The sequence below is a fragment of the Paenibacillus sp. NPDC056579 genome (assembly GCF_042793215.1).
In the GTDB taxonomy this organism is placed as follows: Bacteria; Bacillota; Bacilli; order Paenibacillales; family NBRC-103111; genus Paenibacillus_S.
In genome coordinates, this window is sequence record NZ_JBHTVD010000005.1 from 70,652 (window position 1) to 97,450 (window position 26,799).

Below are 26,799 nucleotides of genomic sequence, written 5' to 3' on the forward strand. Positions count from 1 at the left end.
CGAACGGATCGTTCGTGCCCAAATGGACGGGCTTCGCGTTTATATTTATCGCCGCCTTCGATGCTACGAATTTGTTTTATGGCGGAAGCATATGGACGGCGCTGGATATTCCCCCATACTTTCAATTACTCTGGTATACATCCTCTACCTTGATTCTGATTTACTCGCAAGTATACCGTTTCCGCAAAGTATCGTCGCCGGCGCAGCGGCAGCAGACCAAGTGGGTCGTGTTCGGGGTGTCGGTAGGCGTGGTCGGATTTATCGTGCTAAGCATCATGTTCGATCCCAACCATAACGACGGTACCGCGCTGACCTACGTCTTCTTGAATGCACTGCTCAATATGTCCTTGACGGCCATTCCGTTAACGTTAACTTTGGCGGTTCTGAGGCACCGGCTGTGGGATATCGACCCGCTGGTCAAGCGGACGCTCGTTTATTTGGCGCTATCCGTCAGTGTGATAGCTCTCTATACGTTTGCCGTTCTGTATTTAAGCCGTTTGTTCCAGACCAAAGACAACTTCGTCGTCTCGCTTCTTGCCACGGCTGTCGTAGCGGTAGCGTTTGCTCCGCTCAAGGAATGGCTGCAGCGCTTCGTCAACCGATTGATGAAGGGGCGCCATGACGACCCTTACGCCGTACTGCTCGAGCTGGGCAGTCAGCTCGTTCAGCCTTTGGCGCCGGATGCAATGCTCGATGCGGTGGCCAAAACGGTCAAGGATGCGCTGAGGCTGCCGTACACGGGTATAGCGATCGGCGTAGGCGGCCAGGATACGCTGGTTGCTGCGGCAGGAGAGCCTGTCAATGAAATCATGCCATTCTCCATTATTCATCGCGGCAAAGAAATTGGAACCTTGCATTTGGCCAGCCGGTCGCCGGGCGAAGCTTTCTCGTCGGAGGACCTCAAATTTCTGGATGTGCTGCTGCACCAGGCCGGTCCGATTGTGGAAAATGTCAATATGACGCTAGGTATGAAGCTGCTGGCGCAGGATTTGCAGGAGTCGCGCGAACAGCTTGTGCTGGCGCGGGAGGAGGAACGCCGGCAAATCCGCAAAAACTTGCACGACGGCCTCGCCCCGAAGCTTGCTGCGCTTGCCCTGAATGCCGCAACGGCACAAAAGTATGTTGAGAAGGAGCCGGAGACGGCCATAGAAATGCTTACGGACCTGCGCAAGGTGATCCGCTCGACGGTAGATGAGATCCGGACGATGGTCCACGATTTGCGTCCGCCTACCTTGGATGAGCTCGGATTGATCAATGCGATCCAGGAAAGGATCGAGGAATTGACGAAGCCGGCCCGTCTGTTGGCCGATCAGGGAACGGCTGCGCTGCATGTGAAGCTGCTCGCCCCGCAGCCGCTGCCCGAGCTTCCGGCCGCCGTCGAAGTAGCGGCTTACCGGATCGTGACGGAGTCGCTGGTCAACGTCATCAAGCATGCCCAGGCGACATCCTGCACGGTTCGGCTCGACATCACGCCGTCCAGCCAGCTGATCGCCGAAGTGACGGACAACGGGTCGGGGCTGCATCCCCGGCCCCATCTCCAGCAAGCTTCAAACAAGGGCGGCATCGGCCTTGTATCGATCAAGGAGCGGGCCGCCGAGCTTGGGGGGCAGTGCACGATCGAGCGGATGGAGCAGGGGGGGACGCGGGTTTTGGCCATTATACCGCTGTAACATACGACAGCAGCAGCTGCTGGGCTGCAGGAAAAAGGAAAGGGGACATTCATTTGAACATATTAATAGCCGACGATCACCCTCTGTTCCGCAACGGGGTGCGGAATTTGCTCAAGACGACCGACGATCTTCACGTCGTGGGCGAAGCTTCTACGGGAGATGAAGCTTTGGAGCTGGCCGGAACGCTGCGTCCGGATTTGATTCTGATGGACATCCGGATGCCGGGGTTGAACGGGATTGAGGCCACCCGCCTGATCAAAGCGCAATATCCTCAGATCGAAGTGATCATTCTGACGATGTTCCGCGAGGACCAATCGGTGTTTACCGCCTTGCGGGCGGGCGCCAAAGGCTACGTGCTCAAGGATGCCGATGAGACGGAGCTGCTGCAGTCGATCCGGATGGTCGGCAGCGGCGGAGCGGTGTTCGGATCGGATATTGCTGAGCGGATGATGCACTACTTCTCCACGTCCAGAACGGTGATGGCCGATGACGATACCTTTTCCGAGCTGACGCGGAGGGAAATGGAAATATTGGAGCGGATCGCCGAAGGCGACAGCAACGCGCAAATCGCCGCCCGGCTGCATATTAGCGCCAAGACCGTGGCCAACTATGTATCGAATCTGTTGAACAAGCTTCAGGTGGAGGACCGCAATGCCGCCAAGCGGCTGCTGCAAAAATCGCGGGACGTGTAGAGAAGACTGTGCCTGAATGCTGTATGGCTTGTCGAAAGGCTGCGGGATTGAGAATACTGCAGATTTCGGAGGAGCTCCTTAGTGGTTGTTCGAATCCCTTGGTCAAGGGTGCGTAAATAAGCAGTTCATCGGAGCGGATGACAATCATCGGACAGGAAATCCGTTATTTCCTGGAATTCTCCTGCTTTTGGAGTGCGATCGGACATAGAGGTCGTTTTTTGCTATTTTTACCGGCGAACACAGTGTGTTTTGGCTACATTAAGGATCTGTAGTCCGATCACTCTGCAAATGGAGCGATGTTTGGTGAAATAACGGAACCACGGTCCGCATCGGATCCGCATGGATCTCATACGAACGCGGCAGGCGCGTTACTGAACCGGATTGGCTTGCTCGTGAGCCGATGCGATGACTTACAAAGCCGATATTCTCCAAAAGGGAATGATCGGCTTTATCATTAAAATAGGTTATTTCGGCAATGTTGCCAGCATGGGGTGAAATTCCGTTGTCATTATACCTGCAATAACAGCAGGGTCTTCAGCGATGAGCTGCGGGACTTGAGCCTCATTCTCAACTTCAATGATGGCAAGTCCATGCGGAGAGGCCGGATTTCGAACCGGTCCGAACACCAGAGCAATCCCCTGATTCTGCTTATCCGTCCAATAAGCGATGTGCTGCATCATGATGCTTCGTTCTTCATTGGTCATGTCCTGAGGAAAAGTTGTTCTTGGTGGTGTGGACCATAACATAAAGTGCATTTTTCCCGAAGGGTTAGAGATGCTTTCTGACACGGTGACTCCTCCATATTGTTAATTTGGTTTTTCCAACTTCACTTATTTCATAAATCCGACGAAGCCATCGAATCGAGATTGAGAGGAAGCCGCACCGTAACCTGGGTTCCTTCACCGGGAGTGCTTGTAATGCTGATCGTGCCCTTATGCGATTGTGCGATACGGCGAGCGATGGCGAGTCCGAGACCGCTGCCGCCCGAAGTGCGGCTTCGCGCCTGATCCACGCGGTAAAACCGGTCAAACAGACGCGGGATTTCCGATTTCTCGATGCCGATCCCCTGATCGATAACCTGCAGCTCCACAATTTCCGGATCGCGGGGATCGTGCTTAAGCGTAATGAGCACCGGCTTGTGGCTGTATTTGATGGCATTGTCCAGCAAGATGATGAGCAGCTGCTTTACTTTTTCCGGATCTCCGAACATCCGGTTGATCTCGAGCTGGTTGTCCAGCTGGATGTCCCGGTGAAACGTTCGCTTCAAGGAAGCGGCGGTTGTCCTGACGACGTCGCCAAGCTCGAAATGGATCCAGCCCTTGTTCGCCTCCGCCTCCAGATTGGCGACCGTGAGCAGGGACTGGGTCAAATTGCGAAGACGCGCCGCTTCGGATTGGATAGCCTCAATCGCCTCCTCGCGCAGAGCCGCATCGTTGCCTCCCCAACGCTGCAGCAAATTCGCATAGCTTTCGATCACGGTAAGCGGCGTTTTCAATTCATGGGAAGCGTCGGCAATGAACTGCTGCTGCCGGGTGAAGTTGTTCTCCAGCTTGCCGATCATTGTGTTGAACGTATGCGTCAGCCTCCACAGCTCGTCCTGATGCTTGGTAGGAGCGAGAACGAGCCGTTTGAAAATCCCGTTGCGCTCGATCGACTCCATAATTTGTACCAGCTCATGGATCGGACGGAGAATCACCTTAGCGAAATACATGCCTCCGATCACGGAAAGGAACGCGGCACAGGCGGTGGTGAACATCAGAACGGTTGTCAGGATCGTCAAATATTCGTTCAGCGTATCCAGCTTGCGGCCGATCTGCAGAACGCCGAGCGTTTCGTCCTCGGCGCCCATTACCGGCATTTGGATATACACGATGAGCGCCTCGCGCGTCCATAACGTTTTGGAGAATGTGCGGGTATCGAATACGGCGGGCAAGCTGTCCAGCTGTCCGGTGGAGTCAAGCTGAACGATGATATTGGACTTCGTATCGATCAGCCTTATAATCTCTTGGGGCAGCAGGAGAGGGCGAAGCCAGCTATCCCGGCCCCATAGCTCGGGACGAACAATATTCGGCTGGGACACTATCGTTTGGGCTGCATTCCATAAGAGCGTAATCTCGCTCTTGGTCGTTATTTTTACAACCATGTAATAGGTCAAAATGTTAAATAAAAAGAGCACCATCAAGATGGAGGAGGCGATCAGAAGCGATATTTTGGTCCGCAGCCTCATGTCTTCTGTTCGCTATCCTTGACGAGGTAGCCGACTCCCCGGAGCGTGTGGATCAGCTTGCTGGAGAAGCCTTTGTCCATCTTTTGCCGCAGGTTCCGGATGTAGACATCCACGACGTTCGTATCCCCAATGAAATCGTAGCCCCACACCTCGGAAACGATTTGCTCGCGGGAAAGCACTTCGCCCTGATGGCTGATCAAATAGAGTAGTAGATCGAACTCCTTCGGCGTGATGTCGATTTGCTGTCCTTCGCGCATCACTTGGCGGGTGCGAATGTTCATGGTCAAATCGTCGACGCGCACCTCTTCGTCCGACGAAGCGGCCACAGCTGCAGGCTGCTGGGCCATGCGCAGCAAATTGCGGATGCGTGCCAGCAGCTCCTCGATAGCAAAGGGCTTCGTAACGTAGTCGTTGGCTCCCAGATCGAGCCCGCTGACGCGGTCGGGCACGGCGTCTCGGGCCGTCAGCAGGATGACGGGCAGCATGATTCCGTGCTCACGCACCCGCCGCAGCACCTCCAGACCGCTCAATTCAGGGAGCATAATATCAAGCAGCATCAGATCCCATCCGCCGGCAATAGCCATTTCGAACGCTTCCCTGCCATTGCCTGCGTGCATTACGCCATATCCGTCATGCTCCAGCTCCAGCTGAAGAATACGTGCGATTTTGTCCTCGTCTTCCACTACAAAAATGGTGTGTTTCATGAAAACCCCCGGCTTATCATCGATAGCTTTAGTATGCGATGGCTGATCTGGAACTATGTGCCCTTAATGCCTTAACCGACCGTCCGGTTTGGTGCGACTCCAACGGCTGTAACAGAGCTTAGTCCAATTGTAATGAAATTGAAATCTGTTTTTCATCTGGGTTTAATGAAAGGTGCCTATAATAAACAGTGACCCCCTTTTCATATATATACATTTTAGACCCGAAACCACCGTTTGGTTTGCGGGTCTCTTTTTTTGCATCAGCTTCACTTCCGGTGGGGTTGTCAGTATAATCAGAGGGAAGAAAAGGAAAAGAAAGGGAGTACGCAGATGAAGACGCTGAACGATATCCATATTCGCGATCCGTTTATTGTTCCGGTTGAAATAGAGCGCAAATATTACTTATACGGGACGCCGGGGGCAACGGCCTGGTCGGGGCGGCCGGACGGCTTTGACGTCTATATTAGCGACGATTTAACGCAATGGGACGGACCTTATCCGGCTTTTCGCCCGGATACCGGCTTCTGGGCGGACCGCCATTATTGGGCGCCCGAGGTACACGAGTGGAGAGGGCGATACTATATGTTCGCCAGCTTCAAGTCGGAATCGCAATGCCGCGCAACGCAAATCTTGGTCTCGGACCGTCCTGCGGGCCCGTTCGAGCCGCATGGCGCCGGACCCGTGACGCCTCCCGAATGGGAGTGCCTGGACGGGACGCTGTACATAGATCGCGCCGGCGACCCATGGATCGTATTTTGTCGTGAGTGGCTGCAGGTGAAGGACGGGGAAATATGCGCTATGAGGCTATCCCCGGATTTGAAGGAGGCGGCGAGCGAGCCGTTTACGCTGTTCCGCGCTTCGCAAGCGCCATGGGTACGGCCGGCTAGGGGAGACGATACTTACGTGACGGACGGGCCTTATCTTTACACGTCCAAAACGGGCGATTTGCTGCTGCTGTGGTCGAGCTACGGGGAAGAAGGCTATGCCATGGGCATTGCAAGGTCGTTGAACGGCGACATTGAGGGGCCGTGGGTGCATGAGCAGGAGCCGGTGTACCGCAAGGATGGAGGCCACGGCATGCTGTTCCACGGGTTTCTTGGCGGCTTGCTCATGACGATTCATCAGCCTAATAAAAACCCGAACGAACGGCCGCATATTTTGGCTGTAGAGGATCGGGGAACGACGATAGCGATTGCCGCTCCCGCTGATTAGACTTGTCCCATCAGCCTTCTCGATTCCAGATACAGCACTTGAATGAATTTTTTTGCGTTGATGCGAACGGCGCTCGGGGAAGCTTCCTCGTGGTCCTCGATGTCGCGCATTTTTTTGCGGATTTCGGCCAAATCGAAAAACTTCGTTGCATACTGCTCGAATTTCGGGTTGGCGTAATCGATCAGGCCGAGCGTCGCCAAATGAATCAGCGACTGGTTAATAGCCCGTCGCACCCTTTGCTCGGAGGCTTTGATCTCTTTCTTCAAGTCAGCGGAAGCCGCGGCGGGTCCCAGCTTGGCTGCGGCCGCCCGATGGAATATTTCATTGAGCGGCGGGAAGCCTTGCTCGAGCCCGTTCTGCTGCTCATATTGGTATACGGATTCGAGGATATCAAGCAAATCCTTGCTGCCGCTTTCGCCGATCATGCCAAGCTCGGACAGCAAATAATTGCCCGCGGTCGAAATATCGTTCTTCCGGGGCGCCGGCTCCTTGCCGCCGCCAGGCTGCGGCATGCCGATGGAATTCAATGTCTGCTGGATGTTGCGGATCGATCGCTGCAGCATCATCCGTTCGGCAACCTTTTGCATGACAGCAATGACCTCCAGCCGGTTGACCGGCTTCGTTATGTAGTATTCGATCCCGAGCGAGTACGCCTCGCCGATCATCTCTTTGGATTCGACCTGGGAAATCATGATGATTTTCCCGTCGAAAGAGGGAGCCACGGCACGCACCGTCTCGATGCCGTCCCGGACGGGCATCAGCAAGTCGATCAGCAAAATATCCACCTGCTTGACGGCAAGCAGTGTAGGATCCACCTTACTGCCGTCATCCGCTTCTCCCACGACCTCGCCTATATCCGCGTCTTCGATAATTTGACCGAGCATCGAGCGAACCGCCGGATCGTCATCCGTAATAAAGCATCGCATGGATCGTTAATCTGCCTCCTTGGTTAAACTATGTATTGGGATATGCAGCGTGAATATCGTCCCTCGATCATCCTCCCCTGTTCGCAAATCTATCGTTCCCCCGAGCTGTTCCACCGCTTCTTTTACATAATAGAGACCGATCCCTGTAGACGGGTTGCCGGATGCGTCATATTTGGTCGTATAGCCGGGCTTGAATACAAGCTCACGCGCTTTCATCGGAATCCCCGGACCGCTGTCCTCAATCCGGAAGCCTACCCCATCCTTGGCCGGATAAACAAACAAGTCGATTTGTCCGGCGGAATCAATGGCTTCGACCGCATTGGCTACCAGATTATTAAGCAGCGACAGTGTGGTGTAAACGTGACAAGGAGGATACCTTCCTTGCATATGAAGCCCAAACTGTATGTCTTTGCCAAGCGACCGCGCATACTTGCGGTTCGTCGCCACAATCAGCTCCGCGAGAGCCTCCATCGGCATATAATCCGATAGCGTTTCATCCGTCATGAGATCGGACAATCCGGCGTAGATGCGCTGGTTGTCCTTTTTGATTTCGTGGACTTGTCCCGCGATGGAGAGCGCCTTTTGAGCATAGCTCCCATCGAGCGGAGGATGATGATTCTTTAACGATTGATACAGCTCATACGATTCCCGGGTAATCGATTCGGCGTTTTGCAGCGTTTTCTTCAGATGAATCGATTCCTCGTGCAGATGGGAAATAAGCAGAAGCATCTCTTCATTGCGCTGCCGCTGCAAGGCTTCGGAGGCCTGGGATTGGCGAAGCTCCAGCAGATTAATAAAGCCTACCACAACAAAGCTGCGAAAAAAAGCAATGATCAGGATCTGATTCAATATCGTCAGCGTAATCAGCCTGTCGGTCAGAGAGTAGCGGAAGAACAATTCCGTACACGAAGCGGCCATTTCCAGCACTACGCCGAGCAGTCCGACCTGGATAGGCCGGCTCTTGAATTTATGGATTTGCGTTAGCGCAAACGTGGCTGCATAGGTGACATAGTAGAAGAAAACAGGGCCGTGGTGCTGCAGCGAAGCGTACCAATCGAAGGATTCCTCCCACATCCAGTCGAGCGCAATTCGAAATACAACTACCGACAGGCCGGCCAGGAAGCCGGGGATCCATGGAGAAGGGCGGCGCATCCACAGCAAAAAGAAGAAGAAAACGGGCGGGCCGAGACTGAATCGGAAATCGTCGTAAAACGGGCGGAATTTCAACTCCCCTGCCAGCGGGATGACGATGATGATAAGAAGCAGAATGAACCGGTATTCTTTCAAAATGGATGCACCTCGGGTTTGACAATCTGTTGAGCAAAGGCCGTCTGCCGCCAACTTGTATTATCTCCATAATAGAACTTTCGCTATGTGTGACCCAAATCATTTACAAAAAGATAAAAGCGTTTTGTAGATTTTCGTAGAGTTTTGTAGGTCGCCATTTACAATGCTTTATACAAGTCATTCATCACTTATGCCGCTGGACATCCGGACCAAAAAGAAAGCGTTTTTACAAAATGAACCAAGGTGGGATGATACATGAAAAAGTTTGGACTCGCAATACAAATTGTTATCGGTCTTATTCTCGGTATTATAGTCGGCGCCATCTTTTATGGCAACCCGATGATCGGAACGTATTTGCAGCCGATCGGGGATATTTTCATCCGTTTGATCAAAATGATCGTAGTGCCTATCGTCATCGCTTCGCTGATCATCGGTGTCGCCGGGGTCGGGGACATCAAGAAGCTGGGCAAGCTGGGCGGCAAATCGATTTTGTATTTTGAGATTATTACAACCGTGGCTATTCTTCTCGGGCTCTTGGTCGCGAATATCGTTCACCCGGGCAAAGGTGTAGATATGACGCATCTGGTGAAATCGGACATCCAGCAATATGTCGATGCTGCCGATAAAGCTTCGCATTCCCACAGCTTTACCGACACGATCGTCAATATCGTTCCGAAAAATATTTTCGATGCATTCGCTAGAGGCGATATGCTTGCCGTGATTTTCTTCTCCGTCATGTTCGGCCTCGGGATTGCGGCCATCGGCGAGAAGGGCAAGCCTGTCCTGGCGTTTTTCCAAGGGACGGCGGACGCCATGTTCTGGGTTACGAATCAGATTATGAAATTCGCGCCGCTCGGCGTATTTGCTCTCATCGGGATTACGGTTTCGAAGTTTGGCGTAAGCTCCTTGATTCCGCTAGGAAAGCTGGTCGTTTCGGTGTACGGTGCCATGTTCGTGTTCGTGCTCGTCGTTCTCGGGTTCGTGGCCCGTATGTGTGGAACGCGTATCACGTCGATTATCTCGATTCTGAAGGATGAAATCATTCTTGCGTACTCCACAGCCAGCTCGGAGACGGTGCTGCCGAAAATTATGGAGAAAATGGAGAAGTTTGGCGTTCCTAAGGCGATTACTTCCTTTGTCATTCCTACGGGGTACTCGTTCAATCTGGACGGCTCCACGCTGTACCAGGCTATTGCGGCATTGTTCATCGCGCAAATGTACGGCATTGATATGCCGATCAGCGCTCAAATTACGCTTGTTCTCGTCTTGATGGTCACTTCGAAAGGCATCGCGGGCGTGCCTGGAGTATCGTTCGTCGTGCTGCTGGCGACACTCGGCTCCGTCGGGATTCCGGTGGAAGGTCTTGCCTTCATTGCCGGTATCGACCGCATTCTGGATATGGCGCGCACGGTGGTGAACGTCATCGGCAACTCTCTTGCTGCCGTTGTTATGGCGAAGTGGGAAGGCCAATACGATAAAAAAGAAGGCGAAGCCTACTTGCTTACGATCAAGCAAGCGAAGCAGGGTAGTAAAGTGGAAGCGGCGTAAAGCGTGCTGCAACCATCGGTTTGAGATTCATATTGGAAAAAAGCTGCCGGATCGATCCGCAGCTTTTTTTGTCGTTGAAGGGAGAAGGCTCACGGGTGGTTACAATGGTGTATAGTCGGTCTTTTCGACAAGCGATTGACCTTGCGGAGATAAAATCCATTGCAGCAGTGGGGCGACATTCGGGTTGCTGCTGCTAGTAGTAATTGCATAAAATTCCGCGGCAAGAGGATAATGTCCGTTTTGAATCGTGCTCCGATTCGGAGCGATCCCGTCAACCTCCAGCAGCCGTATTTCCCCTTGCTGAATCATTTGCGTAGCAAAGAACAGAAAGGAATACCCGATCGCCTGCTCGTAATTTCGGTAAACGGCAGTGCGATCGATAATTTCCCCCATCCCGGCTGCAATATCTTCTTTCGGAGGCGTCATCAGCGGCTTGTCCTCCATCCATCGCTGCAGCATCGATTGGCTGCCGCTATTTTCCGGACGCTGGAACGCACGGATTCGGCCGGGGCTGCCGCCAACCTCGCTCCAGTCCCGAATGTCCCCTGTATAGATGCCCTGCAGCTGGGCTTTGGACAGCCCCTGCACCGTATTGCGGGAATTGACGAAAAAGACGAACGCTTCGCGGCCGATAGGGGTCAGCTTCAGTTCGATGCCTTTGCTTCGCGCCGCTTCCAGCTGCTGCTTGGACGGCGCTGCGGCGAAAATCATATCGGCCTTTCCTTCCAGCAGATTGGAATAAGCGTCGGCCGTGGTGGTGCACATGACTTCGCTGTTCCGGAAATCGTATTCTTTTTCAGGGTATACGGCTCGTGCAAATGCAGCATAAAGGGGATACAGGGCGGTTGCGCCGTCCAGTCTAGGCATGTCGGCTGCTAGCATTAAGGTCGAGGGCTCATCCAAGGAGACGGCCTTCGTGTTGCTCCCGAAAGGCTGATAGACGCGAAGATCTACGCCTTGCTCGTTCACGGTTGCCAGGCTGTCGCGAACATACCGGTTATATTCATGTACCGAAACCGCCGATAAACCGGCGATAAGGCAGGTGACGAACAAGAGATTCGTCACTTTGGCTCTTACAAATGCAAACACCCACAGCACAATAAATACCGCCAGCGTACAAGCGGCTGCATCGGCAAACCGCAGGTAAAATCGTTGTCCAACCATCAGCAAAATAATAAAGCGGGCAAACACCCAACCGATAAACAAAAAGAAAAGCAGCAGTAAGCAGATCAACGACTTTTCCAGCACTAGCTTCCAGTTCATTCCCTATCCTCCCGAATCAAGCAGGCATTCAGCGGCTAAGCGCCCATAACATCAGTGTAATTCAGGATGGATTTTCCATATAGTACTAATTTTAAATAGTACTGCTGGTTACTGAAAATATTTTTACGAAAAAGTTTTAAATATTCCTTTACAGGAATATTCCCTTTAAGGTATATTATAAACATGAAAACGAAAACGGAGGAATGAATGATATGGCAGAGAGCAGCAATGCACTGAATGGCACGGTAGCGTCGGTACAGGATAGGGAGATTATCGTCAAGCGGCAGTTTCGTGCGCCTCGCGAGCTTGTATTTTCCGCTTGGACGGATCCGCAGCAGGTCCCGCATTGGTGGGGGCCGCAAGGGTTCACGATCACGATAAGTCACATGGACGTAAGACCGGGCGGCGTATGGAGCTATGTGATGCATGGTCCGGACGGAGTCGATTACGATAATAAAATCGTCTACATTGAAGTCGTAAGACCTGAACGGTTGGTTTACTCCCATGGCGACAATGAAGTAGAAGAGCAATTCCGCGTGACGGTAACGTTCGATGAGATGGGCGGCCAGACCGAGATCACGATGCGATCCATGTTCAAGTCGGCCGAGGAGCTGGAGAAGGTCGTCAGAGAGTATGGAGCGGTAGAGGGAGCGAAGCAAACGATGGAACGCCTTGCAGAACGTGTAGCTGTCATGGTTGGGCAGTAAGAAGACATTTAAACTATAAGGAGCGTGTGATTAATTATGAAAAAAACCGTTGTGTTCTACTATGTTTGTACCGTGTTGCTGTCGCTTGTTATGGGAGTCGGTTCCATCCCTAACATTATGTCCGCACCCGAAGCCGTTGTTTTATTCGAGCATCTTGGCTATCCTGCTTATCTTCTGCCCTTCTTGGGAGTCGCCAAATTGCTGGGTGTCATAGCCATTTGGATCCCAGGCTTTCCGCGGATTAAAGAATGGGCGTATGCCGGTCTGGCCTTTGATATGGCAGGTGCTATGTATTCAATTATCGCTGTAGGAGATCCAGCGAGCGGATATCTGACGTTCATTATCTTCTTCGCTATATTGGCAGGCTCTTACATTTGTCATCACCGGCTGGCTGCATTTAAAAGTCAAGCGAAGAAGCATTCGGAAGGAAACCGGATGAACGCGGAGTCGATTCAATCCGTATAATCGGATTCAGGATGCTATCTGGCATCTGCCGATAAAAAAGCCGCTTACTTCCATTGAGGGAGGTAAGCGGCTTTCTGCTTAGGTTATATAGCGCTTAGAGTGCGTCTGCGCTTTCCTTGAGCCAAGCATTGGCCAGAGCCATGGCGCCTCTCGCTGCGGCGGTCCCGGCCAGTGCATTCAGCATGACAAAGTCATGGATGATGCCCTGGAACCGGACCGCCGTCACTCTCACGCCGGCTTCGCGAAGCTTGTTGGCGTAAGCCTCCCCCTCATCGCGCAGAACATCGGCTTCCGCCGTAATGATTAGCGCCGGGGGGAGTCCGGCGAGCTGCTCTACGGAAGCGCGGAGAGGGGACGCCGTAATGTGTGACCGCTCTGCCGGATCGGTCGTGTACTGGTCCCAGAACCACTGCATGCCTTCGCGGCTCAAAAAGTATCCTTCCGCGAACTGCTTGTAAGATCCGGTATCGAACGAGGCGTCCGTTACCGGATAAAACAGCAATTGCTTATGGATCGCAGGCCCTCCGCGCTCCTTGGCCATCAGTGTGACGGCGGCAGTCATGTTGCCGCCGACGCTGTCTCCGGCGACCGTCAGTCTGGAAGGGTCGGCGCCGATTACCGGGCCGCGCTCGGCCACCCATTGGACGACGGCGTAAATCTCCTCGATAGCCGTCGGATACTTGCTCTCCGGGGATAGGCTATAGTTCGGGAAGACGACGGCGGACTGCGATCCGACGGCCAGCTCGCGGATCAGCCGGTCATGCGTGAGCGCGTTGCCGAATACCCAGCCCGCCCCATGGATGTAGACGATAACAGGCAGCGGGGCTGAGGCGTTTTTCGGTTTTACCATCGTTACCGGGACCGTCCCTCCAGGGCCACCAGGTATCGTGAGCTCGGTTATTTCCGCATCCGGCTTCGTAACCGGATCGGATTGCACTTCGTCTACCTTTTTGCGGCCTTTCTCGGGGCCGAGATCATACAGGTACGGGGGATTGGCCGCAGCCTCCACGAAGGCTTGCGCTTCCGGCTCCAGCCGGACTTTTTCATGGGACATCGGTATCGCTCCTTTCGGGTTTGGGCTATACTATGGTTTACCCGAAAGCTGAAGAGATATAACTCTGCTCCATGATTCGCATCCAACAACTGCTTGTATCGTTATGCGTTTATCCTTCCACAGGCATAGCAGGACCCTTCAAATCCAATTGATAAAAAGCAAGATCAAGCCATTGATCAAATTTGTATCCTGCTTTTTTATGACTCCGGAATATTCAAAGCCCAATTTTTCATGAAGCTTAATACTTTTCCCATTTGCAGCGTCGATTCCGGCAACTAATGTAGCGTATTCTCTGTCGGTAGCTATATGGATTAGCTCTTTTAGTAGCTTGGTTGCAATACCTTCATTTCTAATGGAGAAAGCTAAACCGAAGAGTCTATAAAACCGGATTCTAAATTTCCGCTTTTGAAATAGTTTCTAGTTGTTAGACACCATGTCATTTAGTACAAGCACGAGCATTCATTGGTTCATAAGATATCCTATCTTATTTTTAGGAGGAATCTTATGGCGGCCACAGTCAGGCAAGTATTATTTGAAATTGCTAGATTAAATACGAAATTGGCGGATGACGTACAGTTCAGAAAGAAATTTGAAGATATTATTGGCGATACGCAAACAGGCACCAACAAAAGAGTCCTGCAAATGAGAGCTCTGTTAAGATCAGCCGGCTTCAGATCACCGACTCGGGTACGGATATTTAATGATTTGGGAGAGACGCCAAGGGTTATCATTTCTTATGATGCCACCGACGTCCAGTTACAAACAGCCGTAACCCTTTCCTTTACGTTTCAATTGAACCCAGGACCATAAGGAAGATAGCGATAACGATGAACAAGGACGCCTAAAGGGTGTCCTTTTTGTTTTGAAAATTTCCATAAGAATTACATCCATCCGTATCCTGTAATGCGTTGACAGGACACTTCTTAGTGTCAATAATATGAGTAGGACGACATGCACTACATTGAGGATGATTGGAGAGGGTGGTATGGAGGACGATCAATCACAAGATATTTACGCCGCCGTCGCAGATCCAACTCGGCGTAAGCTGCTGCGTTTGCTGGCAGATGCGGGAGAGCTGCCTCTCAATGCATTAACGGTACATTTTCAGATGGGTCGTACTGCAGTTTCTAAGCATTTGACTATTCTTAAGGATGCCGGTCTCGTAACCAGCCAAAAGGTGGGAAGGGAAACGAGATATCGGCTGAATGCCGCTCCATTGAGAGAAATTGAGGATTGGTTATCGTTTTACAGGAAGTTTTGGATGGAAAGAATGCAACTTTTAAACCAGCTGTTACTGGAGGAGCAAGAATGAATCCGACCGTTCGGCATAACGCGGCTGCTGATTTGCCGGCAGCCGCTTCCTTATGATTTGCCGCTATCGAAGAATAGAGCCCAGCTGCTCCACCTCATGAACGATAAAAGTCGGATTCGCCTTATGCAGCTCGTCGAAGCTCCCATATCCGTAAGCGACTCCTATGGAGTCGATCCCCGTATTTTTCGCCCCGATGATGTCATGCTTTCTATCGCCTATCATAATAAAATCCTGCTTCTTATAGGAGCTCAGCTCATCCAGAATGTATTGAATGATTTCGGTCTTGGAGATTCTCGTACCATCGAGATGGCTGCCGACAACAAGATCAAAATAAGAATCGATATGGAAATATTGCAAAATCCGCTCCGCAAACACGGTAGGCTTCGAGGTGGCGACCGCGAGCCGCTTGCCCTCAGCCTTCAGCTGTGCCAACAGGGGTTCGATACCGGGGTACAGCTCGTTCTCAAACATGCCGGTTTCTTTGAATCGCTCTCTGTAATAATCAATGGCGAGCTTTGTCTTCTCATCATCAAATGCATAGACGGCCGAGAATGATTCCTGCAGCGGCGGGCCGATAAAGGGCTCAAGCCGATCCAGATCGGGCTCGACAACCCCTAGCTTTTCGAGGGCGTATTGAACGCTCCGGGTAATTCCTTCTTTGGGATCGGATAAGGTTCCGTCCAAGTCAAAGAGAATGATTTTGTACTTGTTCATTCGGCTTCCTCCACATTTCCTTGCTCCTTCATGCCGACAGCAAAGGTCTCAAAGCCTAAATGTAGGTAATAATCGGCTTTATCCTCCGTGCAAAACAGCTGAATATGAAGACGCGATTCCCGGCACTTGCTCACCAGTCCGCGAACGATGTCCGAGCCGATGCCCTGCCTCCGGTAATCGGGATGCACGGCGATCCCGCATAGTACGGCATTGATGACTCCATCTGAAATGACGCGCCCTGTCCCAATCAGCTTTTCATCGTCGTAAACATGGATCGCATACCAGCTTTGTTCTATGGCTTGGAACAGACGCTCTTTGGACAGCTGTAAAAATTCGTTCCACTGTACGGAATCATACAAATCGAACAAGGCTTGCGGCTCCGGGGCTAGCTCACTGAAGCGGTAATTCAAACGCGTCGCCTCCTGTTGGATTTTTCTTACAAGCATAGCAGTCCAAGGATTCTTGTACAACCGAAAATTATAATGAATTGTTCAAATGGGTATTGAATCATCATATGTTTTGTACTATATTGAAAATAGATATGATGAATTTATTATTTATGCATCGAAAATTGATTTGTGAAGAAGAGTTTGCAGGTGATGAAGCTGAGTAAAAAACTGACTTATGAAACCGTTTACGACCAAATCAAGCAAAACATCAAAGAAGGCGTTTGGAAGCAGGGAGAGCAGCTTCCGCCGTTGGAGCAGCTCTCCGCCGAGCTCGGTGTCGGCATTTCGTCCGTTCGCGAAGCGGTGCGAATTCTCGGCAAGCAAAAAATATTGCGCATCGAGCAGGGCAGAGGAACGTATGTGGACAACGAATTGTCCGATGCGCCGGCCAACCGGCTCGATTTCCTGGAGCGGGCAACGATGCTGCAGCTCACGGAAGCCCGGCTGATCGTCGAGCCGGAGCTAGCTGCGCTTGCCGCGGAGAAGGCTTCGGCCGAGGAGGCGCAAGCGATTCTGGAGGCGGCCGAGGCGATGAAGCGGAAAATCGAGAAGAAGCGCGATTTTCTGAAGGAAGATATGCTGTTTCACGAGCTTATCGCCAAAGCTTCTCACAACGAGATCATGTATCACATGCTTGACCGGATTGGCGATCTGCTGATAGACAGCAGACGGCAATCAATGAAGTGGGAGGGGATGGACGAGAAAGCGTCGTCCTACCATTTCCTGATCGCTAAGGCCATCATCGAGCGAAATCCGACGCAAGCGCGGACGCTGATGAAGTGTCATCTCGAAGATATGCTCACTGAATTCCGCAAAGGAGAGGATCATTCATGAAGATCAGATCAATGGAGTTGTTCAAGGTACCGCCGCGATGGCTGTTTCTGAAGGTGACGACGGACGACGGCATCGTCGGCTGGGGGGAGCCGATCGTCGAAGGGAAAGCCGATACGGTGCGTGCCGCCGTGGAGGAGATGAGCGAGTTTCTGATCGGCAGGGATCCGGGCCACATCGAAGACTTGTGGCAGGTGCTGTATCGCGGCGGCTTTTACCGCGGCGGGCCGATTTTGACCAGCGCCATATCGGGAATCGAGCAGGCGCTGTGGGACATCAAGGGCAAGAGCCTCGGCGTGCCTGTGTACGATTTGTTAGGCGGACCGGTGCGCGACAAGATGCGCGTCTACGCCTGGATCGGCGGAGACAAGCCATCTGATGTGGCTGAGTCCGCCAAGGAGAAGATCGCGCAGGGCTATACCGCGATCAAGATGAACGGCACCGCCGAGATGGAGTGGATCGACTCCTTCCAGAAGGTGGAGGAGGCGGTCGAGCGTTTGGCGGCGGTGCGCGAGGCGATCGGCAGCGGGCACGGCATCGGCGTCGATCTGCACGGCCGCGTCCATAAGACGATGGCCAAGGTGCTGATCAAGGAGATGGAGCCGTTCAAGCCGATGTTCATCGAAGAGCCGGTGCTCTCCGAGAACAATGAAGCGCTGCTCGAGATTACCAAAGGCTCGAGCGTACCTATAGCCACCGGCGAGCGGATGTACACGCGTTGGGACTTCAAGCGCCTCCTTACGCAGGGCGGCGTCGATATTATCCAGCCGGACTTAAGCCACGCCGGCGGCATCTGGGAAGTGCGCAAAATCGCCGCAATGGCTGAGACGTTCGACGTAGCTGTAGCCCCGCATTGCCCGCTCGGCCCGATAGCACTGGCCTCGTCGCTGCAGCTCGATTTCTGCACGCCGAACGCGTTTATCCAGGAGCAGAGCCTCGGCATCCATTATAATCAAGGCTCCGACCTGCTCGATTATTTGGCCGATCCTTCCGTGTTCGAATACGAGGCAGGCTTCGTCAAACGGCTGACCAAGCCTGGGCTGGGCATTGAGATCAATGAAGAGAAAGTGCGCGAGATGGCCGCTATAGGCCACCAATGGCGCAATCCGGTATGGCGTACGGTGGACGGCACCGTAACCGAATGGTGATAGGAAGCTCAATGGTAGTAAAGCAGCACGGTGGTAGGAACAGTGTGTAGTGGAGATAGAACAATAGTTGGTAATACGGCCAGGATGTAGATGGTGTTGAGTGACATTAGGGCTTGGATCGACACGTTGAGGCAGTGGAGTAGTAAGATAACAGAGTAACAGGGCATGAGGCAATAGTATGGTAATGAATAGCATATTCGTGTGGGAAGCAGGATATGTAATAGTATCCGATAGGTAGGAAGCTTTAGGTTAAGTTGATAGAGTAACACTAGGGTATTTAGAGTAACACATAGTAGGATGCAGCACGTAATGAGTTAGCAGATTGGTAGGGAGAAACATGAAAAGTTAATAGAGTAACAGGATGTACGGAGAGATACGTTTGGTAGAAGAGTAACGTAAGGCTATGAAGTAATTCGTAATGATAGTGGAGTAACATAAGGGCATAGATGCAATACGTATATGGTTACGGAGTAGCACAAGGTATGGAGCATTAAATAATGATAGTAGAGTAACATCAGGAGTTGTTGGGTAACACAGAATATGAGGCAGCATGTAGGTATGGAGAGACCCACTTCTAACGCGCACTGGATTCCAGTGCGCGGTTTTAGGTTGGTGATTATGACACATCGGACATGGGTTCCGCTATTTTGCCAAAATCACCACATTTGCCTACACGATCGGACAGGAAATCCGCTATTTTGCCAAATCTCCTCCGAATTTGCCCATTTTAGGGGCAAATAACGGATCCTGAGTCCGATCACCCATGCTTTTGGGGCTCAAAACGCTAAATAACGGATCTACGGTCCGCAAAGTTTCCCGTGAGGAAATCTACCCGCGAAGCAGCATGTTCCGAGCTATGCGCAAAGGCGGATCTCCTCTCGTGCCCGCCATCCCTCATTTCCGCCCACGCCCGCACCCGCGCTACCGCAGCATCCCCGAATGGATGAGATCGATATTCACATCGATCTCGGCCAACGAATCCTTTTCCAGCGTGAGCTGCTTTGCTTCGGTAAGCCTTTTCCAATCCTTGTAATGATCCAGGTACAGGGCATATTCCAATTGGAGCACGTCGGCACCCAAAGCAAGGCTTTTTTCAAAAGTGGTGCGGACTTCCTTCTTGACCGTCTCCTCGGCGAGCCGCTTTAGCATGGCTTCGTCGTTGAAGTTACCGACCATTTCGACGATGTTGCCCTTCATCGAAATACGAAGCGTATACCGCGGATGGCTGGAAGGATCGCTTACTCTGACCTGAACTGACGGGTTCTCCAGCGAAACGACGCCCAGCTTCTTATTCCGGTCTGTTACGAGCAGCGGAGAGCGGTTGGTTTGTCTTGTAACCCAACGCAGACCGTCGAGCTCGCCCATACTTAAATGGCCCTTGTATTTTTGCTCGCTCAGGAGGAGAGCTCCGTCGATCTCCATTTTGCCATGAGGTGACTTCAACTTGTACCACTGGTCCGGATTGATGGTTAACATCGGAAGGATCGCGGTCTTGGCAGGCTCCTTCAGGTCGGCCAGAAACGTCATATACTTAATCGGCGTAATGAACGATTTTTGCTTATAGCTGGCTTCGGGGGAATGAGATATGGTCTCGAGCGGCGACAGGTTGAAAAAAGCCTCCGATGTCAAAATATCCGGTATCGGCATCCGTGTTCCGAAAACCCACGGCGTTAAGCGGACTTCCCGGAAGCGGACAATGGCATCAACAAACGTGGAAAAGCCGTGCCGGATGGCCTCCTCACTAGTCAGGATCGTCGTGACATGACTCCAGATGATTTTTCGCTGAGCCGTGCTGTACAGCTCGTTCATGGCGATATTGAGCGTATCGCCTTCGCCCTTGCCGACCCAGACGGTCGCCGGAGTACGGGCTTGGGTTCCTTCTTGTTTTGCAATGGAGCCGAAGCTCATCATTTGCCCGTAGACGATAAATTTCGATTTTTGGTAATCGATACCGAGGGCGGTAATATAGTTGATTTTCTCCACACTGGTGGAATCCCAGCATCCGGTTGTAATCGTGATGATGCCAAGGAGGGCGATGCCCAGCTTGCATGCTGCTTTCATCTACGAATCTTTTCCTTCCCGCGTAGTATCTGTCGTATCGAGGATGGAGGGACGGCGTGTATCTTCCGACCGTGGTCTCGATGCAACGGCTGCGACGATTTCTTTGAGCGAACCGGGGGGCGATAACGGAGCCAGATACGGAACCCCGAACGATCGCAAGCCGGATAGGTAAACGACCGTAAAGAACATAGATAAGAAGTACCCGTACAAGCCAAGGACGGAGGAACACAGCAGAATGATCAGTCTCAAAATACTGACCGTTCCGCTGAGCGATTGGTTCACAAGCGTAAAGGTAGCTACGGCCGTCACGGATGACATAATGAGCATGGTAGGGGAAGCAAGTCCCGCACGGATGGCCGCATCGCCGATAATGAGTCCACCCACTACGGCTATCGTTTGTCCTACGGCTTTGGGAAGGCGGACGCCCGCTTCCCGGAATATTTCAAACAAGAACAGCATCAGCACGGCTTCCAACGGAGCGGAAGTAGGAAGACCGATGCGGGAGGTCGCGACGGTAGCGAGCAAAGGAAACGGTAGCTGCTCCATATTGTAGGTGCTGAGAGCGACCCAGAAGCCGGGTGTGAAGATGGCCACAAACAATCCGACCAGCCTTATCATTCTCTCAAAGCCAACGAAATAAAAGGTAAAGTGCAGGTCTTCCGGTGATTTGATTTGTTCCGTTAGGTTGGATGGAGCAATGAGCGCCATCGGAGAACCGTCCACCAGGATGGCGAACCGGCCCCGAATCAAGCTTTCCGCTACAAAATCCGGCCGGCCGATATAGTCGATTAGCGGGAACATGCTGAACGAGGAGTCGGATATGCCTTCCTCCAGCTCGGCACTGCTTAACAGCGCGTCGATATGTATGCCGTTAAGCCGTTTCCTTGCTTCCTGAATCGTATCCGGATTCGCGATATCGTTGATATACAGCAGGGAAACCCGCGTCCGGCTTCTCTTGCCGATCTCGAACATTTCATTGCACAGGGAAGGGGTGCGCAGCCGTTTGCGGATTAGCGCGATATTCGTCGACAGCTCTTCGGTAAAGGCGTCGCGCGGACCCTTCACCGAAATTTCCGTTGTCGATTCTTCAGGTGTCCGCTGCGGAATTTGCGGGATGTTAACCGAGTACATCAAGGAAAGCGACTCGAAGAACACAATAAGCTGACCGCTGAATAAACAGCTGTACAGACACGTATCAGTTCGGACGGACTGCATCTGAAGCGTAGCGGTTAATTCCGCGATATTTTCCTGCCAATCGTCCGACCGGTTCATATGATGATCCAGAATCGGCAAAGCCCACTCCATAAATTGTCTCGAGTCGATCATGCCGGTGCAGTAGATCAGCACAAGCTTCGGACACGATTCGTTCGCATACCGGTGCTCCACAATTTGAACGTCTCCGGATTTATCGAAAAAAGAACGCAGCATCTCCTCGTTCCAGTCGGACATGACCTGAGAAGGCTGCTTATCGTCAAAAGGCGTTCTGGTTTGCTGGTTCAGCCGATTGCGCATCCAACGGATAAGATTCATAGGTTGTTCCCTTTCGATTTGCTTTTTATGGATACTACGGCAAACAAGAGCAGCGAGCCGAGCAGCACGGCAATGAAAGTGGCGGCGTAATAGTGAGGAACGACGGTAAGATACTCCATGTCGTTAAAAGGCAGCATCCCGGCAATAAACAGGGCGGCACAAAGCAGATTGACGGTCAGAAAGCGTCTTTGCTTCGCCTCTATTTTCAGTACGTCCACAATTAAAAAAATCGATAAAGACACGCGCAGAAAGCTTCCGGACAACCATTGATAGATCGAAAAGAAATCGACATGCGCCACATAATCGCCGATTTGCACCAATCTCCACTGCTCATAAGCCGGATAGCGCAGCATGGCTGCTTGTTCCGGACCGAAGGAAGCGATAGACCCGATCAACGGGCCCATAGTCAGGCCGACCATTATTGCGAGCAGAATGAAATAGTGGATCCAGCGGACGCGCTGCTTCAGATGATGCTGCATAAACAAAATCATTATCAGCTCAATTAACCCTCCGCCCACATACAGCGCGCTTCTAACAATGGCGGACGGATCGTTCGTGAACAGCGGAAACAGCAGCACATACCGCTTATATTGAAAGTTGGCACCCATAACGAAGTAACCGAGCGCTATAACGAACGGCAGCAGCAGGCCGGCGGTAATGGCGATCGATTGGATGCCCTTGCGGGCTGTATAGCTGCATAGCAGCAGAAACCCTGCCACAATGACCAGCAGGGGGGTGTGAGGCAGATAGGTGACCTTGGTCCAGACGGTCGTTTCCTTCAAGGCGACGATAGCGATGGAAAATAAATATAGCGAAACGCCGCACTGCATAACAAGGGAAAACCACCGGCCGACATGGACCGTCAGCCAGTCGGCAAGATGCATTTGGTTGGTCCATTTGCCAATGGCGTACGGTATCCAGATCCAGGCGGTGAAGATGAGGAAGGCGGCGGCGACGCCAAGCCATGAGTCTCTTTTTGCCGTTTGCAGCAGCAAGGGAATCATGGTGACATGATTGGCCAGTCCGACCGTCATCATAAGGATGCAGGACATCTGAAGCACGGATATTTTATTGGAAAAGTTCATAATGGCAGGTCATCCCCCCGAATCCGACCTTATCAGTCATGTCCAAAAGGGGATGGTTTTAGACGGAGTATCTGCGTAAAGCGCGAAAGCGCAAGTGTGCGGGAGTACAGCCTTCTGAGGGGAGTATCAACGGTTCATTAAGCGCCGGATTTCGTTCAGAATCGTGCGGACCCCTTGCTCGATATCCTCTTTATTGACATTGCTAATATTCAGCCGGATTAAGCTTTCTGCAGGAACGCCGTCTAAGTAATAACCGTCAATCGATTCGATCCGAATACGCTGCTTCCTTAAGCGCTCCTTCAATGTGCTCATGGCAATAGGCGACTTCAGGACGATATGTGTATGCGCGCCTGTCGTAACCGGGGCGAACTCCATTGTGTCTGCGGACGCATGCAGGTGCAGCGCTTCGTTAAGCGTTAAGACCCGCTCTTTGTAAGTCGATTTGATCCTTTCCTTATGACGGTCGAACATCCCGCTCTTCAAATAAATTTCCAGCGCTGCCTGCGACAGCATGGAGCTGTCGATGTCGAGCAGCTTTTTGTGCTTGTTGAACGTCTCTTCCAGAATAGCAGGGATGACGGCAACGCCGACGCGCAGTCCGGGAAATAAAATTTTGGAGTAGCTCTTGAGATAGATGACGTGAGCCGAACGGTCATACGCGTAGATCGGGTCCGCTTTGGAATCGTCCTCCAGATCGGCCAAATAATCATCCTCGACGATGAACACATCGTAGGCTTCCGCCAAGGCGGCGATCGTTTTTTTCTCATAGGCGGAATACGACGTTCCGAGCGGGTTATGAAATCGCGGAACCGTATAGAAAAGCTTGATGGTGCCGGATTGGAACAGCCGCTCCAGCTCCGCCAAATCGATGCCTCGGGACGTTCTGCGGATGCCCACGGCAGGGATTTCGTAGGTCGTAAGAAGCTGGTTGAGCAAATGATATCCGGGCTGCTCGACGAGAACGGCGCTGCGTCCGTTAGGGAACGGCATGGACGCCAAAATCGCCAGCGCCTGCTGCACGCCTGATGTGATGCAAATGCGGTTCGTGCCGGGAAATACTTGATAATCGGCCAAATGCTTCGGCAGCATGCGAATGAGGGAGGGAAGGCCTCTCGGAGTTCCGTACTGGAACAGATCGTCTTTGTACATGTCGATGGCTTTATTGATGCAATGCTGAAAATCGATATAAGGAAACACGTTCGGATCGGGGGCGACCGATGCGAAATCAAGCATCGCTTCCGTCCCTTTGTCGTCCGCATGGCGGTCCTGCTTGACGACATAATAGCCGCTCTTAGGAATCGCGTAGATGATATGCTTGCGCTCCAGCTCGGCGTAAGCGCTAATGACGGTGCTTTTGCTGCAGCCGTACTGCTCCGCCAGTTCACGAATGGCCGGCAGCTTTTGGCCGTCTTTGAGCTCCCCGCGCCCGATACGCAATTCGATATCATGGATAAGCTGCGAATATTTATGCATACATGGCCTCCAGTCGCCTCTGTACCGGTACAGATCGCTTTAATTCCGATTGTTCGTAAGCCGCTCCTGACCTATAGTTAAGCTACCGGCCGGTAAATCTTAGCAGCTATCCGAATAGCGTTCAGGAGTGATTCGAATGAATGGTGAATCCAAAGGAAAAGCGTATGCAGCCGCTGTGCTGTACGCCCTCATTATAAGTTTCTCTTTTCTGTTTGTAAAACTGGCTTTGACCGTTTCCGAGCCTATGGATGCCATAGCGCACCGCTTTACCGTATCGTTCGTTGCCATTGGTATTCCTGTGCTGCTGGGATGGATCAAACTAAACATCGGTTGGAAGGACATCCTGCGCATTTTGCCGCTTTCTCTGCTCTATCCGGCGATGTTCTTCAGCCTTCAGGTGTTTGGGCTTCGCTACAGCTCCTCGTCAGAGGGCGGGATCATTCAAGCTACGGTGCCGATTTTCACCATGGTGCTGGCTTCTCTCTTCTTGAAGGAACGGTCCAATGGCTGGCAAAAGCTGTCCGTCGTTCTGTCCGTAGGAGGCGTGATGTACATCTTCCTGATGCAGGGAGCGTCGTTAGAGGGAAGCCACGTACAGGGCATCTCCCTGCTGCTGCTGTCGTGCGTGTCCTTTGCGGGCTATAGTGTGCTGGCCCGGCCTTTGAGCCGGCAATACAAGCCGATGGATTTGTCCTTTATTATGCTGACCATAGGCTTTCTGTTCTTCAACGGGGTTTCGCTCGTCAAGCACGGTCTGGAAGGCAGTATGGACAAATTCGTGGAGCCGCTCTCGAGCCCGCTGTTTATCGTTTCGGTGTTGTACCTGGGCATCTTCGCGGCACTGTTTACGACTTTGCTGCTGTCCTACGCGGTATCCAAGCTGGAGGCTTCCAAATTGAGCGTGTTCGGCAATCTGTCGACGCTGATCTCGATGGCAGCGGGAGTGGTCTTTTTGGATGAAACGCTGCACTATTATCATTGGATCGGTGCGGTAATGATCGTGGCAGGCGTACTGGGGGTCAACTTCCTGGATAATGCCGGTCAGAGAACGGAAATGAGCGTAAAGACCCGTAACAAGCCGCTGTCTTCGTAAATCATTCAATCATACGCCTTTTGCGGCTCACATATATTTATCTCATCTGAATTTACGTGGTGAGGTGAAAAGTATGGAAAAACCGCCCCGTGGTCCGCTTCCCTCCAGCTCGATACCGCAGCCTATTCGCAGCGACGGAGCAGGCTGGGTGGATAAAGGCCCGAGAGATATCATGAGGGATATGGAGAATCCCGACATGCTCGTCCCCCCGGTGACCGATGCGGGACTCATTCCGAACTTGCGATTCTCTTTTTCCGATACTCATATGACGCTGAATCAAGGCGGCTGGTCTCGAGAGGTTACCATCCGTGAAATGCCGATTGCAACTACGATGGCTGGCGTCAACATGGCCCTGACTCCCGGGGGAGTCCGCGAGCTGCATTGGCATCAGCAAGCGGAGTGGTCGTACATGCTGCTCGGTCATGCGAGAATAACCGCGGTCGATCAAAACGGGAAAAACTTCATTGCCGATGTCGGACCCGGCGATTTATGGTATTTCCCCCCGGGGATTCCTCACTCTATACAGGGGCTGGAGGATGGCTGTGAATTTTTGCTCGTGTTTGACGACGGACATTTCTCGGATTTGAATACGTTGTCGATATCGGATTGGTTTGCCCATACCCCCAAAGATGTGTTGTCGGCGAATTTCGGCGTTCCTATTGACGCGTTTGCCGGGATTCCGTCACAACAGGTTTATATTTATCAAGATAAAGTACCGGGTCCCATTGACACGCAAAAGGTGCAATCCCCCTACGGACCCATCCCGCTGAGCTTCAAGCATCAATTGCTTGCCCAAACCCCTATCAAAACGCCTGGCGGCAGTGTACGGATTGTCGACTCCGTCAATTTCCCGATTTCCAAGACCATAGCCGCCGCACTCGTTGAGATTGAACCCGGGGCCATGCGGGAGCTGCATTGGCATCCCAACAATGACGAATGGCAGTATTACCTTAGCGGGCAAGGCCGGATGACGGTCTTCTCGGGTAACGGCGCGGCAAGAACCTTCGATTACAGGGCGGGAGACGTCGGCTATGTGCCGTTTGCGTTCGGTCATTACATTCAGAATACCGGAACGGAGACGCTGTGGTTTCTCGAAATGTTCAAGAGCGACAGGTTCCAGGATGTATCGCTGAATCAATGGATGGCGCTCACTCCAACCGAGCTGGTACAGAGCAATTTGAATGTCGGGCCGGAGCTGCTTCATGCGTTGAGGAAGGAAAAATGGCCGGTCGTCAAATATCCCAGGTTCTCTTATTATCCCAAGTAACGGACTCCATGCTGGTAAAAATACCCTTGACATAAAAGTTAACTTCAGTTAATTTATTAATTGAAGTTAACTTTTTATTTT

25 protein-coding genes and 1 pseudogene are annotated in these 26,799 nt (G+C 52.2%); 12 read left to right on the forward strand and 14 right to left on the reverse strand.

Annotated features, from left to right (window positions below; genetic code table 11):
- Together ACFQ88_RS20055 and ACFQ88_RS20060 are read left to right on the forward strand one after the other, a co-directional pair.
- The coding region (locus ACFQ88_RS20055; RefSeq protein ID WP_379456006.1) for a sensor histidine kinase at positions 1-1,670 on the forward strand (1,670 nt) is incomplete at its 5' end.
- A gap of 53 nt (positions 1,671-1,723) precedes the next feature.
- On the forward strand, positions 1,724-2,362 hold the full coding sequence (locus tag ACFQ88_RS20060) for a response regulator transcription factor (protein WP_239631413.1): 639 nt from the start codon (positions 1,724-1,726) through the stop codon (positions 2,360-2,362).
- Positions 2,363-2,826: 464 nt separating this feature from the next.
- Here the strand turns inward: ACFQ88_RS20060 and ACFQ88_RS20065 are convergent, their stop codons facing one another.
- The 3 genes from ACFQ88_RS20065 to ACFQ88_RS20075 are packed head-to-tail and all read right to left on the reverse strand — an operon-like array spanning position 2,827 to position 5,293.
- Positions 2,827-3,150: a YciI family protein gene (locus ACFQ88_RS20065; protein ID WP_379456008.1), complete on the reverse strand. Its 324-nt coding sequence runs from the start codon at positions 3,148-3,150 to the stop codon at positions 2,827-2,829.
- Between the two features lie 47 nt (positions 3,151-3,197).
- A complete protein-coding gene (locus ACFQ88_RS20070; RefSeq protein ID WP_379456010.1) occupies positions 3,198-4,589 on the reverse strand; it encodes a sensor histidine kinase in 1,392 nt (463 codons plus the stop codon).
- Entirely contained in the window at positions 4,586-5,293 is a 708-nt protein-coding gene (locus ACFQ88_RS20075; protein ID WP_239631421.1) for a response regulator transcription factor, read from the reverse strand. Before ACFQ88_RS20075 ends, ACFQ88_RS20070 begins: the two co-directional genes overlap by 4 nt.
- Positions 5,294-5,623: 330 nt before the next feature.
- On the opposite strand from ACFQ88_RS20075, the gene ACFQ88_RS20080 reads away from it, so the two are divergent.
- A complete protein-coding gene (locus tag ACFQ88_RS20080) occupies positions 5,624-6,505 on the forward strand; it encodes a glycoside hydrolase family 43 protein (RefSeq protein WP_239631423.1) in 882 nt (293 codons plus the stop codon).
- Here the strand turns inward: ACFQ88_RS20080 and ACFQ88_RS20085 are convergent.
- Positions 6,502-7,431: a response regulator gene (locus tag ACFQ88_RS20085; protein WP_239631426.1), complete on the reverse strand. Its 930-nt coding sequence runs from the start codon at positions 7,429-7,431 to the stop codon at positions 6,502-6,504. The genes ACFQ88_RS20080 and ACFQ88_RS20085 overlap by 4 nt on opposite strands.
- Before the next feature lie 6 nt (positions 7,432-7,437).
- The gene (locus tag ACFQ88_RS20090) at positions 7,438-8,718 is read right to left on the reverse strand and encodes a sensor histidine kinase (RefSeq protein WP_379456014.1); all 1,281 of its coding nucleotides are present in this window, start codon (positions 8,716-8,718) and stop codon (positions 7,438-7,440) included.
- A gap of 255 nt (positions 8,719-8,973) precedes the next feature.
- Between ACFQ88_RS20090 and ACFQ88_RS20095 the strand changes: the two genes are divergently transcribed.
- A complete protein-coding gene (locus ACFQ88_RS20095; protein WP_239631432.1) occupies positions 8,974-10,266 on the forward strand; it encodes a cation:dicarboxylate symporter family transporter in 1,293 nt (430 codons plus the stop codon).
- A gap of 99 nt (positions 10,267-10,365) precedes the next feature.
- Here ACFQ88_RS20095 and ACFQ88_RS20100 read toward each other — a convergent pair whose 3' ends face one another.
- Positions 10,366-11,529, reverse strand: coding sequence for a PstS family phosphate ABC transporter substrate-binding protein (locus tag ACFQ88_RS20100; RefSeq protein ID WP_379456016.1), 1,164 nt, complete (start codon positions 11,527-11,529; stop codon positions 10,366-10,368).
- A 212-nt stretch (positions 11,530-11,741) separates the two neighbouring features.
- On the opposite strand from ACFQ88_RS20100, the gene ACFQ88_RS20105 reads away from it, so the two are divergent.
- Together ACFQ88_RS20105 and ACFQ88_RS20110 are read left to right on the forward strand one after the other, a co-directional pair.
- Complete coding sequence (locus ACFQ88_RS20105) at positions 11,742-12,236, forward strand: SRPBCC family protein (protein WP_379456018.1); 495 nt, start codon at positions 11,742-11,744, stop codon at positions 12,234-12,236.
- Positions 12,237-12,272: 36 nt separating this feature from the next.
- Positions 12,273-12,701, forward strand: coding sequence for a DoxX family protein (locus ACFQ88_RS20110; protein ID WP_239631440.1), 429 nt, complete (start codon positions 12,273-12,275; stop codon positions 12,699-12,701).
- Positions 12,702-12,795: 94 nt separating this feature from the next.
- Here ACFQ88_RS20110 and ACFQ88_RS20115 read toward each other — a convergent pair whose 3' ends face one another.
- Together ACFQ88_RS20115 and ACFQ88_RS20120 are read right to left on the reverse strand one after the other, a co-directional pair.
- Complete coding sequence (locus ACFQ88_RS20115) at positions 12,796-13,755, reverse strand: alpha/beta hydrolase (RefSeq protein ID WP_379456020.1); 960 nt, start codon at positions 13,753-13,755, stop codon at positions 12,796-12,798.
- Positions 13,756-13,864: 109 nt separating this feature from the next.
- A pseudogene (locus tag ACFQ88_RS20120) lies at positions 13,865-14,106 on the reverse strand (N-acetyltransferase family protein); the annotation flags it as partial.
- 153 nt (positions 14,107-14,259) lie between these two features.
- Here ACFQ88_RS20120 and ACFQ88_RS20125 point away from each other — a divergent pair.
- Both ACFQ88_RS20125 and ACFQ88_RS20130 read left to right on the forward strand, forming a co-directional pair.
- Entirely contained in the window at positions 14,260-14,565 is a 306-nt protein-coding gene (locus tag ACFQ88_RS20125) for a hypothetical protein (protein ID WP_239631445.1), read from the forward strand.
- A gap of 175 nt (positions 14,566-14,740) precedes the next feature.
- A complete protein-coding gene (locus ACFQ88_RS20130) occupies positions 14,741-15,067 on the forward strand; it encodes an ArsR/SmtB family transcription factor (protein ID WP_239631448.1) in 327 nt (108 codons plus the stop codon).
- Between the two features lie 63 nt (positions 15,068-15,130).
- Here the strand turns inward: ACFQ88_RS20130 and ACFQ88_RS20135 are convergent, their stop codons facing one another.
- Together ACFQ88_RS20135 and ACFQ88_RS20140 are read right to left on the reverse strand one after the other, a co-directional pair.
- Positions 15,131-15,781, reverse strand: a complete 651-nt coding sequence (locus ACFQ88_RS20135) for an HAD family hydrolase (RefSeq protein WP_379456023.1) — start codon at positions 15,779-15,781, stop codon at positions 15,131-15,133.
- A complete protein-coding gene (locus ACFQ88_RS20140; protein WP_379456025.1) occupies positions 15,778-16,191 on the reverse strand; it encodes a GNAT family N-acetyltransferase in 414 nt (137 codons plus the stop codon). Before ACFQ88_RS20140 ends, ACFQ88_RS20135 begins: the two co-directional genes overlap by 4 nt.
- A gap of 189 nt (positions 16,192-16,380) precedes the next feature.
- On the opposite strand from ACFQ88_RS20140, the gene ACFQ88_RS20145 reads away from it, so the two are divergent.
- Complete coding sequence (locus ACFQ88_RS20145) at positions 16,381-17,064, forward strand: FadR/GntR family transcriptional regulator (RefSeq protein ID WP_239631454.1); 684 nt, start codon at positions 16,381-16,383, stop codon at positions 17,062-17,064.
- Positions 17,061-18,209 (forward strand): galactonate dehydratase, encoded by a 1,149-nt coding sequence (dgoD, locus tag ACFQ88_RS20150; protein WP_379456027.1) that lies wholly within the window; start codon positions 17,061-17,063, stop codon positions 18,207-18,209. The genes ACFQ88_RS20145 and dgoD overlap by 4 nt, the downstream gene beginning before the upstream one ends.
- A 921-nt stretch (positions 18,210-19,130) precedes the next feature.
- Here dgoD and ACFQ88_RS20155 read toward each other — a convergent pair.
- From ACFQ88_RS20155 to ACFQ88_RS20170, 4 genes are all read right to left on the reverse strand, one after another.
- Complete coding sequence (locus ACFQ88_RS20155) at positions 19,131-20,270, reverse strand: Ger(x)C family spore germination protein (RefSeq protein ID WP_379456029.1); 1,140 nt, start codon at positions 20,268-20,270, stop codon at positions 19,131-19,133.
- Positions 20,271-21,800 (reverse strand): spore germination protein, encoded by a 1,530-nt coding sequence (locus tag ACFQ88_RS20160; protein ID WP_239631461.1) that lies wholly within the window; start codon positions 21,798-21,800, stop codon positions 20,271-20,273.
- On the reverse strand, positions 21,797-22,885 hold the full coding sequence (locus ACFQ88_RS20165; RefSeq protein WP_379456032.1) for a GerAB/ArcD/ProY family transporter: 1,089 nt from the start codon (positions 22,883-22,885) through the stop codon (positions 21,797-21,799). The genes ACFQ88_RS20160 and ACFQ88_RS20165 overlap by 4 nt, the downstream gene beginning before the upstream one ends.
- Positions 22,886-23,011: 126 nt before the next feature.
- A complete protein-coding gene (locus ACFQ88_RS20170) occupies positions 23,012-24,358 on the reverse strand; it encodes an aminotransferase-like domain-containing protein (RefSeq protein WP_379456034.1) in 1,347 nt (448 codons plus the stop codon).
- Positions 24,359-24,494: 136 nt separating this feature from the next.
- Between ACFQ88_RS20170 and ACFQ88_RS20175 the strand changes: the two genes are divergently transcribed.
- Together ACFQ88_RS20175 and ACFQ88_RS20180 are read left to right on the forward strand one after the other, a co-directional pair.
- On the forward strand, positions 24,495-25,451 hold the full coding sequence (locus tag ACFQ88_RS20175) for a DMT family transporter (protein WP_379456036.1): 957 nt from the start codon (positions 24,495-24,497) through the stop codon (positions 25,449-25,451).
- Positions 25,452-25,524: 73 nt separating this feature from the next.
- Positions 25,525-26,718 (forward strand): oxalate decarboxylase family bicupin, encoded by a 1,194-nt coding sequence (locus tag ACFQ88_RS20180; protein ID WP_379456038.1) that lies wholly within the window; start codon positions 25,525-25,527, stop codon positions 26,716-26,718.
- Positions 26,719-26,799: the final 81 nt, after the last annotated feature.